Annotated in this window: 14 protein-coding genes and 1 pseudogene; 3 read left to right on the forward strand and 12 right to left on the reverse strand. The window is 69.1% G+C overall.

Features of this window, described 5'->3' with window-relative positions; translation table 11 throughout:
- Positions 1-390 precede the first annotated feature (390 nt).
- From AB0B89_RS29120 to AB0B89_RS29130, 3 genes are read right to left on the reverse strand one after another with little or no spacing between them, the layout of a single operon-like run.
- Positions 391-1,086 (reverse strand): maleylpyruvate isomerase family mycothiol-dependent enzyme, encoded by a 696-nt coding sequence (locus tag AB0B89_RS29120; RefSeq protein ID WP_358559200.1) that lies wholly within the window; start codon positions 1,084-1,086, stop codon positions 391-393.
- Positions 1,087-1,126: 40 nt separating this feature from the next.
- On the reverse strand, positions 1,127-2,851 hold the full coding sequence (locus tag AB0B89_RS29125; RefSeq protein ID WP_358559202.1) for an acyl-CoA carboxylase subunit beta: 1,725 nt from the start codon (positions 2,849-2,851) through the stop codon (positions 1,127-1,129).
- Between the two features lie 14 nt (positions 2,852-2,865).
- Positions 2,866-3,909 (reverse strand): NAD-dependent epimerase/dehydratase family protein, encoded by a 1,044-nt coding sequence (locus AB0B89_RS29130; RefSeq protein WP_358559204.1) that lies wholly within the window; start codon positions 3,907-3,909, stop codon positions 2,866-2,868.
- A gap of 297 nt (positions 3,910-4,206) precedes the next feature.
- Here AB0B89_RS29130 and AB0B89_RS29135 point away from each other — a divergent pair, with 297 nt between their 5' ends.
- Positions 4,207-4,545 carry a hypothetical protein gene (locus AB0B89_RS29135; protein ID WP_358559206.1) on the forward strand — a complete coding sequence of 113 codons (339 nt, stop codon included), beginning with the start codon at positions 4,207-4,209 and terminating at the stop codon, positions 4,543-4,545.
- Here AB0B89_RS29135 and AB0B89_RS29140 read toward each other — a convergent pair.
- From AB0B89_RS29140 to AB0B89_RS29150, 3 genes are all read right to left on the reverse strand, one after another.
- A complete protein-coding gene (locus AB0B89_RS29140; protein ID WP_358559208.1) occupies positions 4,506-5,492 on the reverse strand; it encodes a hypothetical protein in 987 nt (328 codons plus the stop codon). The genes AB0B89_RS29135 and AB0B89_RS29140 overlap by 40 nt on opposite strands.
- A 117-nt stretch (positions 5,493-5,609) precedes the next feature.
- Positions 5,610-6,083, reverse strand: a complete 474-nt coding sequence (locus tag AB0B89_RS29145) for a MarR family transcriptional regulator (RefSeq protein WP_358559210.1) — start codon at positions 6,081-6,083, stop codon at positions 5,610-5,612.
- Between the two features lie 30 nt (positions 6,084-6,113).
- Positions 6,114-6,239 (reverse strand): hypothetical protein, encoded by a 126-nt coding sequence (locus AB0B89_RS29150; protein ID WP_358559212.1) that lies wholly within the window; start codon positions 6,237-6,239, stop codon positions 6,114-6,116.
- 226 nt (positions 6,240-6,465) lie between these two features.
- Between AB0B89_RS29150 and AB0B89_RS29155 the strand changes: the two genes are divergently transcribed.
- Positions 6,466-6,948, forward strand: coding sequence for a MarR family transcriptional regulator (locus AB0B89_RS29155; protein ID WP_358559214.1), 483 nt, complete (start codon positions 6,466-6,468; stop codon positions 6,946-6,948).
- 64 nt (positions 6,949-7,012) lie between these two features.
- Here AB0B89_RS29155 and AB0B89_RS29160 read toward each other — a convergent pair whose 3' ends face one another.
- The 3 genes from AB0B89_RS29160 to AB0B89_RS29170 all read right to left on the reverse strand — a co-directional run bounded on the left by AB0B89_RS29160 (position 7,013) and on the right by AB0B89_RS29170 (position 10,398).
- The gene (locus tag AB0B89_RS29160) at positions 7,013-8,050 is read right to left on the reverse strand and encodes a hypothetical protein (RefSeq protein WP_358559216.1); all 1,038 of its coding nucleotides are present in this window, start codon (positions 8,048-8,050) and stop codon (positions 7,013-7,015) included.
- Between the two features lie 669 nt (positions 8,051-8,719).
- Positions 8,720-9,154, reverse strand: coding sequence for an SgcJ/EcaC family oxidoreductase (locus AB0B89_RS29165; protein ID WP_358559218.1), 435 nt, complete (start codon positions 9,152-9,154; stop codon positions 8,720-8,722).
- Between the two features lie 62 nt (positions 9,155-9,216).
- A complete protein-coding gene (locus AB0B89_RS29170) occupies positions 9,217-10,398 on the reverse strand; it encodes an acyl-CoA dehydrogenase family protein (protein ID WP_358559220.1) in 1,182 nt (393 codons plus the stop codon).
- A gap of 399 nt (positions 10,399-10,797) precedes the next feature.
- On the opposite strand from AB0B89_RS29170, the gene AB0B89_RS29175 reads away from it, so the two are divergent.
- Positions 10,798-12,408 (forward strand): 4-hydroxyphenylacetate 3-hydroxylase N-terminal domain-containing protein, encoded by a 1,611-nt coding sequence (locus tag AB0B89_RS29175; RefSeq protein ID WP_358559221.1) that lies wholly within the window; start codon positions 10,798-10,800, stop codon positions 12,406-12,408.
- Positions 12,409-12,588: 180 nt separating this feature from the next.
- On the opposite strand, the gene AB0B89_RS29180 is transcribed toward AB0B89_RS29175, so the two are convergent.
- From AB0B89_RS29180 to AB0B89_RS29190, 3 genes and pseudogenes are all read right to left on the reverse strand, one after another.
- A complete protein-coding gene (locus tag AB0B89_RS29180; RefSeq protein WP_358559223.1) occupies positions 12,589-13,473 on the reverse strand; it encodes a phytanoyl-CoA dioxygenase family protein in 885 nt (294 codons plus the stop codon).
- 87 nt (positions 13,474-13,560) lie between these two features.
- Positions 13,561-13,836, reverse strand: coding sequence for a phosphopantetheine-binding protein (locus tag AB0B89_RS29185; protein ID WP_358559225.1), 276 nt, complete (start codon positions 13,834-13,836; stop codon positions 13,561-13,563).
- Positions 13,837-13,897: 61 nt separating this feature from the next.
- A pseudogene (locus AB0B89_RS29190) lies at positions 13,898-14,344 on the reverse strand (peptide synthase); the annotation flags it as partial.

Here is a 14,344-nt window from a genome sequence, read left to right on the forward strand (position 1 = left end):
CAGTGGGCCAGGACTATCACCGTGAAGACGCCCAGCCCGGCCTTGTGGTACCGGCTGTTGAGGGCGTTCAACTGGACTGGAGTGGCCGTTACTGCCTCGGTCGCCATGCGCAAACCTCGATCCCAGGAATCTTGACCGCGAGCCCGGCGCGCGGGTCTCCGCACGGGGGGGTGCTCCCCTCACGCCGCGTTCGCGCGACGGCGCCGGGAACCTGCGTCCAATTGTTCCGGGCCGCTCATGACACGGTCTTCTTCCGGCTTGCTCACTTACCGCCACCGAACGGCGACGCCCGGCTCAGCTCGCCACGGGTTCATCTCCCCGCCTGCTCAGCTCGCCGCGGGTTCGGCTCGCCGCGGGTTCAGCTCGCCGCGGGTTCGGCTCGCCGCGGGTTCAGCTCGCCGCGGGTTCGGCCGGCCGCTCGGGCGGGTCGAAGGGGCCCCAGGCGAAGGCCGGCAGCCACGGCCCCGGATCCTGGCTCCAGGAGAGCTCCGCGATCTGCGCGTACGTGCGCCGCCCGGCGAGCGAGCGCAGCAGGTCGTACCGGGGCGCGCCCAGCGTGGCCACCGGCGGACCTCCCTGGCCGGTCACCCAGAAGACGCCGTCGGTCTCGACGCGCAGCGGGGGAAGGCCGAGCCTGTCCGCCTCGGCGGAGAAGCCGGAGACGACGACGTCGAGCGCCCCCGGGTACGCCGGGTGCGTGGCGGGCGGCGGCACGCCCAGGGCGTGGCGGACGTCCAGTTCGTGGGTGAACGCGTCCATCACCAGGATGGGTGCCCGCCGGGCCCCGCCCGCGGCGACGAGCCGCTCCACCTGCTCACCCAGGTCCGCCCACGCGGTGAGCAGGCTCGCGAGGCCGGCGTCGGACGGTGGTTCCACAGGGACGCCCGTCACCCGCGCGCAGATCCCGACCAGGTGCGCGACGACGTCGCGGATCGTCCACTCCGGGCACGCGGCGACAGGGACGCCGACCGCGTCCGGACGTTCCGCCAGCAGCCGCGAGAGGTTGTCCCGGACGTGGCGGTAGGCCACGGCCTCGGGGATGCGCTCCCTGCCGGGAGCGGATGTCACGTACCGGCCGGTCGCCATGCGCCACTCTCCCCTGACTCGCCCGCAACCCGCATGACCGTCACAGAGGCACGTTCCCGTGCTTGCGCTGCGGCGACTGCTTGCGCTTGTTGCGCAGCATCGCCAGCCCGCGTGCGACCGCCGAGCGGGTCTGCACCGGATCGATGACATCGTCGACCAGCCCCCGTTCGGCGGCGTAGTGGGGGTGCATGAGTTGTTCCGCGTACTCGGCCACGAGCTCGGAGCGCAGCGTCGCGGGGTCCGCGGCGGCGGCCAGTTCCTTGCGGAAGATGACGTTCACGGCGCCCTCGGCGCCCATCACGGCGATCTCGTTGGTCGGCCAGGCCAGCGAGAGGTCCGTGCCGATGGTGCGCGAGTCCATCACGATGTACGCGCCGCCGTACGCCTTGCGCACGATGACGTGGATGCGCGGCACCGTGGCCTCGCAGTAGGCGTACAGCAGCTTGGCGCCGTGCCGGATGATCCCCTCGTACTCCTGGTCGGCGCCCGGCAGGAAGCCCGGCACGTCGATCAGCGTCACCAGCGGGATGCTGAAGGCATCGCAGAACCGGACGAACCGCGCGGCCTTCTGGGAGGCGTGGACGTCCAGGACGCCGGCCAGCACCATCGGCTGGTTGCCGACCACGCCGACCACCTCGCCGTCGATGCGGGCCAGCACGCAGATCACGTTCTGCGCCCAGTCCTCGTGCATCTCCAGGAACTCGCCGTCGTCCACCAGTTCGGCGACGACCGCCCGCATGTCGTACGGCTTGTTCGGCTCGACCGGGACGATCTCGGCCAGCCTCGGCCGTACGTCCGTGGCCGCGTCGCAGGCGGGCGCGCTGGGAGGGAACTCCAGGTTGTTGCCGGGCAGCATCGAGACGAGGTACCGCACGTCCTGCAGGCAGCCGTCCTCGTCGTCGTGGACGAACGTGGCCACGCCCGAGCGCTTGCCGTGGACGTCGGCGCCGCCCAGCTCCGCGTGGGTGACCCGCTGCCCGGTCACGGCCTCGACGACGTCGGGCCCGGTGAGGTAGAGCTGCGCGGTGTCGCGGACCATGAAGGCGAAGTCGGCCAGTGCCACGGTGTACGCCGCTCCTCCCGCGCACGGCCCGAGCACGACGCTGATCTGCGGTATCACCCCCGACGCCTGGACGCTGCGCTGGAAGATGCCGCCGTACCCGCTGAGCGCGACCACGCCCTCCTGGATCCGGGCGCCCCCGCTGTCGATCAGGCCGATGATGGGGGCGCCGGTGGAGATCGCCAGGTCCATCACTTTGTGGATCTTGGCCGCGTGCCCGGCGCCGAGCGACCCTCCGAAGATCGTGAAGTCCTGGGCGTAGACGAACACCCGGCGGCCGTCGATCGTGCCGGACCCGGTGACCACGCCGTCGGTGTGCGGGCGGTTGTCCTCCATGCGCAGGCCGTGTGCCTGATGGCGTCGGTACATGTCGAGCTCGATGAACGAGCCCTCGTCCAGCAGGGCGTCGATCCGCTCGCGCGCCGTGCGCTTGCCGAGCGCGTGCTGCCGCTCGATCCCCTGGGGGCGGCCGGAGACGATCGCGTCGCGCAGCTCCCCGTGCTTCTCCCGAAGCGATCCCATCGACCGGGGCGGTGGGGCGTCCTCCTGGCGTTCCCCGTTCACCTGCTCGTCGGGACGGACGCGGGCGCCGTCCTTGGCCGGCCTGGGCACGGAGACCGGCACGAAGTCAAGCTCCACGGTGCCCAACGGCGCCCCCATCACGGGGTAGTCGAGGCTCGGGCTTGTCGCGATCCGCTCGCTCATGGCGGCATCTCCCCTCATTGCGCTCCTACGGACGTCAGGCTCGGACGTACCGCCCCCGCCTGCCGAGCGGACAGATGGCCGCTTTCGCGCAGCCAGCGCACCGTGTCACCGACGGTCTCGGCGACGGGCCGGGGCGCGATGCCGAACGTGCCGGCGTTCTCGGCCACCCGCGTGGCGCAGGCGCACGTGTAGATGGCTCCGTACTCGGCGGGGATGTGCCACGGCCACACTCGCTGGACCAGATCGGTGAGCAGCCCGATCGGGATCATCCCCCGGGCCGGCAGGAACAGCGCCGGAAGCGCGCGCCCGGTGACCTCGCGCAGCACCTTCACGTACTCCCGGGTGGAGAGGTAGCGGCCGGGCCCGAAGTGGCGGTCAGGACCGTCGACCGGCGAGCCGAGCACCTTGGCGTGCAGCGCGGCGGTGTCCCGCACGTCGCCGATGGGGAACCCGCCGAGCGGCCAGATGGGGGTGAGCCCGCGGAGCACGGCTCGCACGCGCGCGTTCTGGTCGCCGAGGTACGGGTCGTACGGCCCGAGCAGGGCGGGCGGATAGGTGATGACCACCGGCGCCCCCTCCTCCTGGTGCCGGCGCGCGATCGCCTCCGCCTCGGCCTTGCTCGCCATGTACGTCTCGCGGGGCCGGCCGACCGGCGAGCCCTCGTCGATCACCCGGCCCGGCGCCGGGAACATCGCGACGATGCTGGACACGTGGACGATCTTGCCCGCCCCGGCGCGTCGCGCGGCGGCGAGCACGAGTTCGGTGCCCCGCCCGTTGACCTCGCGCATTCTCGCGCGGAGCCTGCTGTCGAAGGAATACACCGACGCCGCGTGCAACACGGCGTCGGCACCGCGCGTCGCCCGGGCCACGCTCGCCTCGTCGGTGACGTCACCGGGAACGGCCTCGACGTCGTCGCGGCCGAGGCCGAACGGCGCGAGGGCACGGCCGACTTTCGAGACGTCGCGGACGAGCATGCGAACCCGGTGGCCCGTCTGCACAATCGCCGCGACCGAATGGGCACCGACGAATCCAGTACCGCCGGTCACGCTCACCAGCATCAGACCATCTCCTCTGATCCACACCAGTCAAATGCCTGGCCCTCCCGCCTGTCATCTCCGAGTGTGCTTTGACCCGGAGTAAGGAGGCACGTCGATCACCAGTATCCCCCTCAGAAGGGCGCGCAAGGCTGGCAGGATGCTGTTACCGGCGTGCAACTTGCTGTCGCGGAATTGTCTGGCCCCGGCGCCGTGGATATCGGAGAGTTGGTGATGCGAGAACGAAAACGACGACCGAGAGAAGAGGCCAGAAATGAGAAACCAGAACTTCACGAGCGGGGCGGTCCGATGCTGGTGGAAATGACGATGCGGCGCGCCGGCGGAAACACGGCGCCGAATTCACCGGTCGACGGGATCCGGATACTGGCCCTGCTGCCCAGGCACTGGCACAAGGATCTCCGGCACGTCCTCGGGCACATCGCCATCCGCGTCCACATCGACGAGGACACGACCGACACGCGGATCCGCGCCCAGGTGGCCGCGATCCTCACCCATCCCGAGGCCGGCGACTGGGAACTCGCGACCCTCCACACCCTGGCCGGTGGCCGGCACGGGCCACCGAGGCCGCTACGCGAGGCCGCCGGGCCGTACGAGGACCGTCAGATCCAGTTCTCCTCCTTGGCGCGCAGTGCGGCCTGAAAGCGGTTGACGGCGCCGAGCCGGGCCATGAGGTCCGCGACGTAGCGACGGTAGGTCCGGACGGAGACGTCGATCTCACGCGCCGCGATCTCGTCCTTGTCGGCCCTCGCCATCACCTCCAGGACCTTTCTCTCCAGCTCGGAGAGAAGCGGCGCGTCCGTACTGGGCTCGGTGAACTCGCGGAAATCGGTGGCGGCGTCCCACACCCCGTCGAAATAGGTGACCAACTGGGAGACCAGGCCGGGCTCCTTCACGAGTAACGCGCCCCGGGAGCTTTCCTTCGGATGGATGGGAACGACCGCGATACTGCGGTCGAAAATCAACATCCTGTCCATGGGGTCTTCCGTGATGTGAATCTGACCCCCGAGGCTGACGACCTCACGCAGATATGCGGACATGTTCTGATCGTCAAGTGCCTTGGGATGGTAAACCGCCTTGACGGCGAGCCCACGGCGCAACGAGCGAGTATCCAAAGGCAGCGCCGTCTCGATGGCGCCGAGTGAAAGGGGTCCCCCCGGATGCAGGCACAGCGTTTCCTTGTACGAGAAGAATCCAAGGTCGTCGAGCCGCTGGCGGACGCGGTCGAGGCCTTCCACCCGCTCGATGTCGAGCGCGGACGTCGCGTTCTCGCCATGCCGCTGATCCTCTACGAATGACGCGATGGCGTCGCGTGTGGTCAGAACGCGGCGTATCTCCGTGTTGAGCTCGTTCAGGCGCTGCTCTATGAGGCGTTCGATGCCGATTCTCGGCTCGGTGGCCACCACCCGGTGGCGGTCGGTGAGGTCGAGCAGGGACAGTCTTCCCAGCGTCTCGATGGCACCCTCGATCGTATCGGGGTCCAGATCGAGCGCCTGGCGGATCGAGCCGATGCCGTCGCCACGGTGTCGAAGGAAGTACCGATAGATCTCTACCGCTTCAGCGGGTACACCGATGACGGAAATGTCCATGGCTCGCCTCCTGGCCATGTACCTCACCCAGGGGGGACCTCGGGGTCCTCGACCCTTGCCCGGCTCCATGGATATGTATGATTAGAAACTATCAGAGATTAGATGGTTCGTAAACCCTCACATAGCTGGCCGAGGCCAGGGGCCGCCGGCCAGCTGGGCGAGGATCCGGTTGAGATGGTCGCGATCTTCGTGCGTGAGCCTGCCGATCACGCGGCCGTGGACCTCCGCCGTCAGCGGGTGGAGCACCTCCACCAGCAGCGCGCGGCCGTGGTCGGTCAGCTCGATCGAGTAGGCCCGCCGGTCGGTGCGGTCGCGGCTGCGCAGGACGAGCCCGCGTTCCTCCAGCACATCGATGATGTGCACCATCGTCGACCGGTCGACGGCGAGCCGCCGACCGATCTCCTGCTGCGACAGCGGCCCGGCCGCTTCGAGCACGACGAGCACTCCGTAGTCACGCCAGCGAAGATCGTCACTCTTCAGCGCCTCTTCGAGCATCAGCGTGACCTCGCGCGCCGCGTCGTTGAGCAGCCAGCCGGTGGACTCGGCCAAGAGTCGCGCGGTCGGCACGGACTCGTGCCCGTTTCCGCCCATAGCTCCACCCTCTCCTCGGCGGATCAGCGGTCAGACTTCCCGATCGCCGACCTGCGAGTCGGCCCACGTCGACACGATCTCACGGACCTCCTCCCAGATCTCGATGACCTCATCCCACGTCGTCCCGGTGTCAGGGCCGACTCGTCCAGCGGACATGGGCTCCTCCTCCAGCGCCCGTGTACCCCAGCCGAGGCCATCCTTCGCCCCCTACGCAATAAGTAGCTTCGCAGATCATCAGCAAAGCTGTCAATCAGTAGAGCTGATGATTTGCAATCAGTTGTTGCGCTGCCCATGCCCGCGTGTGACACTCGTGGCATATATAGGCGTGCTAGATAGGGACATGCCGCGCGTTATGGGACAGGTGACTACGGAAGGCACTTATGTGAGCGGTGATTCCGACGTACCCTTGCCGGGCTTCCTGTCCACCTCCACCAGCCTCCTGCTGGGCAAGGCCAACGATCTTTTCAACGAGATCCTGGAGTCGGCGGTAGAGCCCTTCGGGCTGCGGTCGAAGGATTTCATCGTGCTCACGGCCATCGACTCGATGGGACCGCAGTCACAGCAGCAGCTCGCGCGCACTCACGGCATCGACAGGACCACCATGGTCAGCGTCGTCGACGGGCTGGAGCGGCTCGGCCTGGTGCAACGCGCGCGCAATCCCGATGACCGGCGCAAATACGCGATCGGGCTGACGAACGAGGGCCAGGCGCTGCTCCGGCACAAACTCGGCCCGGCGATGCTGAACGCCCTGGACGCCTTCCTGGCGCCGTTCACCCCCGACGAGCGCGAGCTGTTCAACACGTTCCTCTGGCGCCTGGTACACGAGCGCGGCCGGGCGGAGTCCGGCGACGCCGGCGCCTCCTAGGGCACCGGGCAGCGAAGCCCGGCGGCGGCTCTTGGGGCATCGGGCGGCCGGAGTCCGGCGTCTCCTAGGGCACCGGGCAGGGAAGCGTGGTGCCGGGTGGCACCGTCCGGTAGCAGGCGGCGCCGGGGCAGACCACCTTCACCGGATCGTCGAACGCCCCGAGCCCGACCAGGATCGGCTCGTGCCCGAACCGGCGGCAGGCGATGTCGGCCCAGCCGGGCGCGCCGTCCCACACCTCGGGCCGGTCGATCGCCGCCGGATCGGCGTCCAGGGCCGACCACTCCAGGTAGGCCAGGTAGTCGACCTCGCGATGCCACACGGTCAGGCGCCGCAGGGAGTCGGCGGTCGACAGCGTGTTCCACGGTTGCGCCCGCGCCGCCACCGCGCGCAGGAACGCCTCGCTGACCGCTTCCCTCACCGAGCGGGCGGCGGCCGTGGCGATCGTGGTGCCCTCCCCGCTGACCCCGACGACCGCGATCTGGAAATCGGGGCCGGGGAGCACGAACGCCGACATCCGCAGCCCGAGGGCCGGTATCGCGCCGGCCGCCCCGGGAGGGATCAGAAGGTCGAGGTGCTGGGACACCCGCAGGAGCGGCATCCGCGGGCTCGCCCACCAGCGCGTGACCATGTCGTGGGCGAGCAGGTCGGCGATCGCGCCGGAGACGCCCTCCGGGCCGTCGTCCTCGATCACGCCGACCGCGGTGGGCTCGACCCGGCACTCCCGCTCGCCCATCCACACGACCTCGGCGGGCAGGACGTACCGCTCCTGGCTCAAAAGGCCGACGCCGGTGACGCGCGCGTGGTGGTCGGGCGGAGGCTCCGGCATGAAGTCGGAAAGGCACAGCTCCCTGCCGTCGCCGCCGGCGCGGCGCGGCGCGCCGCCGTCCGGGAGCAGGTGCAGGGCGTCGAGCGCGGAGGCGCGGACCCGCGCCCGGCCGCGCGCGACCTCGGGTGAGAAGCCCGCCGCGACGGTCACGACTCCCGACTCCCGCCGGTGCGCGTACGCGAGGTAGACCGCTCCGCCGAGGCATTCGGCGATCTCTTCCAGATGAACCGGCGACCGCGACGCCGAAATCGCTGAGATGTCAGGTGTGGGCGCCATCAGTCACTCCTCGCGACGGATCCCGGACTTACCGAGGGTTCCCTGGTCAGGGCCCTCGGCTCGCGGCCGACTGCCGCCGCCGGAAGGGTCTTGCCACTAGCCAGGCCGCGAGCCGAGCTTCCCCGGCATCCAGCACCCCGATTCGTGTCGCGGATCGTGCGAGGTGCTGACACAACACCAGTAGAACACGCGTCGTGAAGGACACGTCAACATGAAATGGATGATCCAGCAACATGGAAGAAGAGATACCGGATTGGAGGCCCGGACGGCACCTCACACCATGGCCGGAGTATGTTCGCGTTCGATTCTTCAATGGTTCGACAATGCTTCCACAATACGCGTGGAATCGGTGTCCGCCAGCTGACGCAACCGCCCTCCGGTATTGGTAATGCCGCTCACACTACAGCGTCGCATTCAACGATAAAGGGGAACCCCTGTGTGAAACAAGACCCCGGAAAGGGGGAATATCCAGAATGCCCCCAGGAAACGGGAAATCGGTTTCCGGAATGCCAGCGGCCTGGCGCGCGCTCCGGTGTCCCGGATGATCCGGGTGTTCCGGTGCGTTCGCCAGGCCGTGGGATGTCACAGTCTTCGCGAAGGCCCTTCCGGCGCCGGCCGGGGCTCATCCCGGCACGGTCACCTCGCCGGGATCAGGCTCCCGGCCGGCCTTCAGGCGGCGCCGCGGGGGCTGTTCTGGTAGGCGGCGAGCTTCCACTCCCCCTCGTGCCGGGCGACGACCCAGGTCGCCCGGATGGCGCTCTCGTCCGCGAGCTCGGTCTGGCCGGCCCCGATGACGCCGCCGACGGTGATCACCAGGGCGGAGTCGTCGCTGATGAACCGCACGTCGATGGGCTGCCCGGTCACCTGGGTGCCCTTGTAGGGGCCCTGGAAGGCTCCGGCCATGAACGCCTCGATCTCGTCGGCGCCCTTGCGGTAGAACCCGGGCAGGATCATGGTCCCGTCCGGCGTGAAGACGTCGGCGAACGCCTTGGCGTCCTGGTTCGCCCACGCGGCGACGATGCGGCCGGGGACGGAGACCACGGCGGCCTTGTCCGCCTCGGTGACGCCGGCGTCGATGGTCGCTGAGGAATTGGATGTGGCCATGGTCAACCCTTCTCGGTGAGAGGCGTGCTGAAAAAGATCGCGACCGGGCGTCCGCCCGGGGATCAGATGTAGAGCGTGTTGGGCTCCAGGCCGCACAGGATCCGGCCGTACAGCTCGGCGTTGGTGTTGGGGTGCATCAGGGCGTGCAGGTTGACCGCCTGGATGTCACGGGCGATGCGCTGGATCGGCACGTGGCTGTAGATCGAGGACCCACCGCTGGCCGTGCTGAAGATGTCCACGGCCTCCTTCGCCAGCCTGCACACCGCGCCCATGTCGGCGCGCGCCCTGGCTCGCTCCTCCAGCGTCCACGCCGCGCCCTGGACGCCCTTGGTGTCGACCAGGGACGTCAGGCGGTGGGCGTGGAACTCGGCCTCGTCGATCTTCATCGTCGCGTCCGCCACCTGCAGGTGGGTCAGCGGGGCCTCGCTCTGGCTGCCGTAGGCGGTGTAGCTGATCTTGCGCTCGGGGAGCCGCTCGAAGAACGCCTCACTGGCGCCCTTCGCCATGCCGACCACGGTCCCGACCGAGGAGGCGGAGGCGACCGGGAGCAGCGGGGCCCGGTAGATCGGCCGGTCGGCGTTGGCCTGCGAGGCGTGCTGGCCCTGCACCACCGCGCCCAGGTGCAGGACGCGCTCGGACGGGATGAACACGTCCTGCGCGATCGTGCTGACGCTGCCGGTGCCCTTCAGGCCCGCCGTGTACCAGTCGTCGGCGACCTGCAGGTCGGAGATCGGGACCAGCGCCATGATCGGCGCGGGCTCGCCCTCCCCGCCGACCAGGATCGCGACGACGACCTGCCAGTGGCTGTGCAGGGCGCCGCTGATGAAGCCCCACTTGCCGTTGACGACGATGCCGCCCTCGACGGGCGCGGCCATCGCGGTCGGGCTCAGCGTCCCGCAGATCCGCACGTCGGGGGTCGAGAAGACCTCGTCCTGGACCTGGTCGGGGAACAGGCACGCCATCCAGGTGGGGATCCAGTACACCGACGCCACCCAGGAGGTGGACCCGTCGGCCCTGCCGAGCTCCGACGCCACGTCGACCAGCGTGCGGGTGTCGGCCTCGTAGCCGCCGTAGCGGAGGGGCACCCTCAGCTTGAAGACGCCGGCGTCGGCGAGGGCCTCGATGGACTCCTCGTGGACGCGCCGGTTCTCCTCCGCCCAGGCCGCGTTCTTCCGCAGCAGCGGCACCAGTTCGGACGCACGACGGGCAAGCTCTTCCCGCGTCGGAACATCGGTCGTCAGCACCATATCCTCCTAAAAGAATCCGACGAGAATCCGCGGAGCCGGCGAGATCCGCCGGATGGCGGGAAACAAGTCGTGGCCGGATGGCCGTCCGCCGATGCTCACCATTCGAAGGTCGCATTTCCCGCCCCGCGGACGCATCTTCTGGATTGCGGGTCTCGTGGTGAGGGGCACCGACACCGCAACGTGAAAGATGCCCGCGGCGAGCCGCGGATGTGACGATTAGGGTCCGCAACAGGCTTGCGGGGTGCCCGCCCATAACCGCCGGCGAGCGGGAGATGATCAGGCTCCCGCCGTTTCCCCGACCCTTTCCGCCGGCCCGCGAGTGCGATCGCGACTTTTCTTCGGGCGCGTCCCATGGACGGCGACGCTCGACGGCTACCGATTCATCAAGGAGTTGAGGTGCTAGAAGAGGGAAGCAGTCCGGTGGAAGTCGACCAGGCCCCCGCCGCCGCCGAAACGGCCGAGCCGCGGCGGAAGACCCGCCCGCTGACCGGCGACGAGTACATCGAGAGCCTGCGCGACGACCGTGAGATCTACCTCTACGGCGAGCGGGTCAAGGACGTCACCTCGCATCCGGCGTTCCACAATCCCATCCGCATGACGGCACGGCTGTACGACGCGCTGCACGACCCCGAGAAGCGGGACGTGCTCACCAAGCCGACCGACACCGGCAGCGACGGCTACACCCACAGGTTCTTCACCACGCCGCACAGCGTCGAGGACCTCGTGGGAGACCAGCAGGCCATCGCGGCCTGGTCGCGCATGAGCTACGGCTGGATGGGCCGCAGCCCCGACTACAAGGCCTCGTTCCTCGGCACGCTGGGCGCGAACGCCGACTTCTACGAGCCCTTCTCCGACAACGCCCGGCGCTGGTACAGGGAGTCCCAGGAGAAGGTCCTGTTCTGGAACCACGCCATCGTGCACCCGCCTGTCGACCGCAACCGCCCGCCGGACGAGGTCGCGGACGTCTTCGTCCACGTGGAGAAGGAGACCGACGCCGGCCTCATCGTCAGCGGGGCCAAGGTGGTGGCGACCGGCTCGGCGCTGACCCACTACAACTTCATCGCGCACTACGGCCTGCCCGTCAAGGACAAGCGGTTCGCGCTGGTGGCCACGATCCCCATGGACGCCAAGGGCATGAAGCTGATCTGCCGGCCGTCCTACACCGCCACCTCCACGGTGATGGGGAGCCCGTTCGACTACCCGCTCTCCTCGCGGATGGACGAGAACGACACCATCCTGGTGCTGGACAAGGTGCTCATCCCCTGGGAGAACGTCTTCGTCTACGGCCACCTCGGCAAGGCCCTGCTGTTCACCGGCCGCTCGGGCTTCTTCGAGCGCTTCACCTTCCACGGCTGCACCCGCATGGCGGTCAAGCTGGAGTTCATCGCCGGCCTGCTCATCAAGGCGACGGAGATGACCGGGTCCAAGGACTTCCGCGGCGTGCAGACCCGCATCGGCGAGGTGCTCGCCTGGCGCAACCTGTTCTGGGCGTTCTCCGACGCGGCGGCACGCAACCCGGTCGAGTGGAAGGACGGCGCGCTGCTGCCCAACCCCGCGTACGGGCTGGCGTACCGGTGGTTCATGCAGATCGGCTACCCGCGCGTCAAGGAGATCATCCAGCAGGACATCGCCAGCGGGCTGATCTACATCAACTCCAGCGCCGAGGACTTCAAGAACCCCGACATCCGGCCCTACCTGGACAAGTACGTCCGGGGTTCGGACGGCAGCGACGCCGTCGAGCGGATCAAGGTCATGAAGCTGCTCTGGGACGCCGTGGGCACCGAGTTCGGCGGGCGCCACGAGCTCTACGAGCGCAACTACGCCGGCAACCACGAGAACACGCGCGTCGAGCTGCTGGGGGCGCAGATCACCAACGGCCAGGTCGACGGGTACAAGGCCTTCGTCGACGAGTGCCTCGCCGAGTACGACCTGGACGGCTGGACGGTGCCGGACCTGTCCTCGTTCGAGCACCTGCGCCGTATCGGGAACGGCACGCTCAACGGCTGAGCACGACCACGGCACCGACCGGGACCACCGATGCGCCGAGCATCGGTGGTCCCTTCGTCTTTCCCCCGCCTCCGCCACCCGGCCGGGCCGCGTACTCCAGGGCACACCAAACAAGGGAACGCGAGAACGCGAAACGGCGGAGGTGGTCACCTCCGCCGTCTCCGAACGCCTGCCGGCCGCTTACGCCGTGCCCACCGTGCCCACCGGAGCCGCCGCGGCCGGGATCCGGTCGTCGCCGTCCTCAAGGACGACGTACGGGTCCTCCATCTCGTACCAGCCGAGGCCCGGGGGGCAGCGGTCGTAGCCGAGGAGCCGCCGCACCTCCTCGGGGTAGGCCAGCACCGCCTCCTTCGGCACCGCCAGGTACTGGTTCTCCTCCTGGCGGAGGTTGCCGAGGTCCAGCGCGAGCGTCATGCCGGTGCGCGGGTCGTCGGTGGTGTTGCGCCCGCCGCCGTGGTAGACGCCGCCGAGCCAGATCAGGCCAGATCCGGCGGGCATCTCGGTCGGGTAGGCCTCGGAGGCCTCGGGGGCGCGCTCGTCGTCCCAGTGATGGCTGCCCGGGATGACCAGCGTGCCGCCGTTCGCCGCGGTGAACTCGCTCATGGCGACCATCAACTGCACCCGGCTGGTCGGGCCGGGGTGGCGGCGCAGGTGCAGCGCGTCGTCCCGGTGCAGGGGCTGCTTGCCCTGGCCGGAGTGGATCTGGATCAACTGGGTGCCGCTGATCTGGATGGTCGGGGTCATCTCGACCCGCGACTTGCCGATCCACATGGGCACCGGCTTCTGCATGATCGCGCGTGCGGCCCCGAGGTACAGGCGCTGCGTCACCACGGGCGTCAGATGGGTCGTACGGGCGAACAGCGACGACACCCGCCGGGTCCGCTTGCCGTTGTACCAGTCCTCACCGTAGGCGCAGGCGTCGAGGGCCGGCGCGAAGTCGTCCCACAGCGCGGCCAGCGTGGTGTCGTCGACGAAGTTCTCGACGATCACGCCTCCGTCGCGCTCCAGGATCTCGACGACCTCACCGAGGTCGGCATCGGGCTGAACCCGGATCAGTCCCGCCATCGGGACCACCTCTCCTCACCAGAGTTGTTCGTACGGCCGCGCGGCGGCCAGGCTCCCGCGCGGCCGTCACGGATGTGCCGTCGACGGTCACGCCCTCGACGGGTTGGCGGCCTTCTCGACGACCGTGCGGATGAAGCCCGCGAGGTCGGGGTCCTCCTCGAAGATGTCGCCGACCTCGATCCAGATGCCGAGCTCGCCCTCGACCCGCGAGGCGAGCCGGTTCGCCGAGATCGACTCGCCGTTCAGCTCGAAGAACGTCTCGTCCTCGTGGCCGGTCGGCACCTGGAGCACGTCCCTCCAGATGGCCTCGACCTTCGCCTCGATCGTCGCGACGCTGAGCTCGACGCCCTGCTCTGTACTCATTCGCTGTCCTCTCGCTTGCCTGGCAAGCCTTCTCGGTCGTTCGACGGTGTGTCGCGGTTGGTCAGGTCCACTGCACCGGCGCGTCCGGGGCGGTCACCGTGCTCTCCAGCACCCGGTGGAACTCCGACGCCAGGTGGACGATCGTGCTCTCCTCGAAGAGGTTGCTGTTGAAGCCGAGGGTGCCGACGATGTCGCCGGTGGAGTCGATCTCCAGGTGCCACATCGCGCCGTCCGGGATGTCGCCGCCCGCGGCCTGCGACAGCAGGCGCCGGTGGATCTCGGAGTAGGTGAGGTCCCCGGTCGACTCGGAGGTGGCGAGGGGGGAGCGGAAGACCTGGAAGGCGCACACGGCGCGATCGTCGGCGAAGGAGGGCAGCATGAGCTCGGGTGCCACGCCGAGGACCTCGGCGAACGGGATGTCGTTGCTCCAGGCCTGGATGCAGGTGGCCCGGGTCCTGTCGACGGCCTCAAGGAAGGTGTCGCACCCGGCGAGGTCGATCCGCAGGGG

Origin of the sequence: Sphaerisporangium sp. NPDC049002, from assembly GCF_040649355.1 — a bacterium.
Lineage (GTDB): Bacteria > Actinomycetota > Actinomycetes > Streptosporangiales > Streptosporangiaceae > Sphaerisporangium.

Excerpts from the sequence above, each read along its gene's own strand:
- AB0B89_RS29165 (WP_358559218.1), bottom strand. The coding sequence starts at position 9,154 with ATGGCCACATCCAATTCCTCAGCGACCATCGACGCCGGCGTCACCGAG.
- AB0B89_RS29145 (WP_358559210.1), bottom strand. The coding sequence starts at position 6,083 with ATGGGCGGAAACGGGCACGAGTCCGTGCCGACCGCGCGACTCTTGGCC.
- AB0B89_RS29140 (WP_358559208.1), bottom strand. The coding sequence starts at position 5,492 with ATGGACATTTCCGTCATCGGTGTACCCGCTGAAGCGGTAGAGATCTAT.
- AB0B89_RS29180 (WP_358559223.1), bottom strand. The coding sequence starts at position 13,473 with ATGGCGGGACTGATCCGGGTTCAGCCCGATGCCGACCTCGGTGAGGTC.
- AB0B89_RS29125 (WP_358559202.1), bottom strand. The coding sequence starts at position 2,851 with ATGAGCGAGCGGATCGCGACAAGCCCGAGCCTCGACTACCCCGTGATG.
- AB0B89_RS29185 (WP_358559225.1), bottom strand. The coding sequence starts at position 13,836 with ATGAGTACAGAGCAGGGCGTCGAGCTCAGCGTCGCGACGATCGAGGCG.
- AB0B89_RS29120 (WP_358559200.1), bottom strand. The coding sequence starts at position 1,086 with ATGGCGACCGGCCGGTACGTGACATCCGCTCCCGGCAGGGAGCGCATC.
- AB0B89_RS29130 (WP_358559204.1), bottom strand. The coding sequence starts at position 3,909 with ATGCTGGTGAGCGTGACCGGCGGTACTGGATTCGTCGGTGCCCATTCG.
- AB0B89_RS29160 (WP_358559216.1), bottom strand. The coding sequence starts at position 8,050 with ATGGCGCCCACACCTGACATCTCAGCGATTTCGGCGTCGCGGTCGCCG.
- AB0B89_RS29135 (WP_358559206.1), top strand. The coding sequence starts at position 4,207 with ATGACGATGCGGCGCGCCGGCGGAAACACGGCGCCGAATTCACCGGTC.
- AB0B89_RS29150 (WP_358559212.1), bottom strand. The coding sequence starts at position 6,239 with ATGTCCGCTGGACGAGTCGGCCCTGACACCGGGACGACGTGGGATGAG.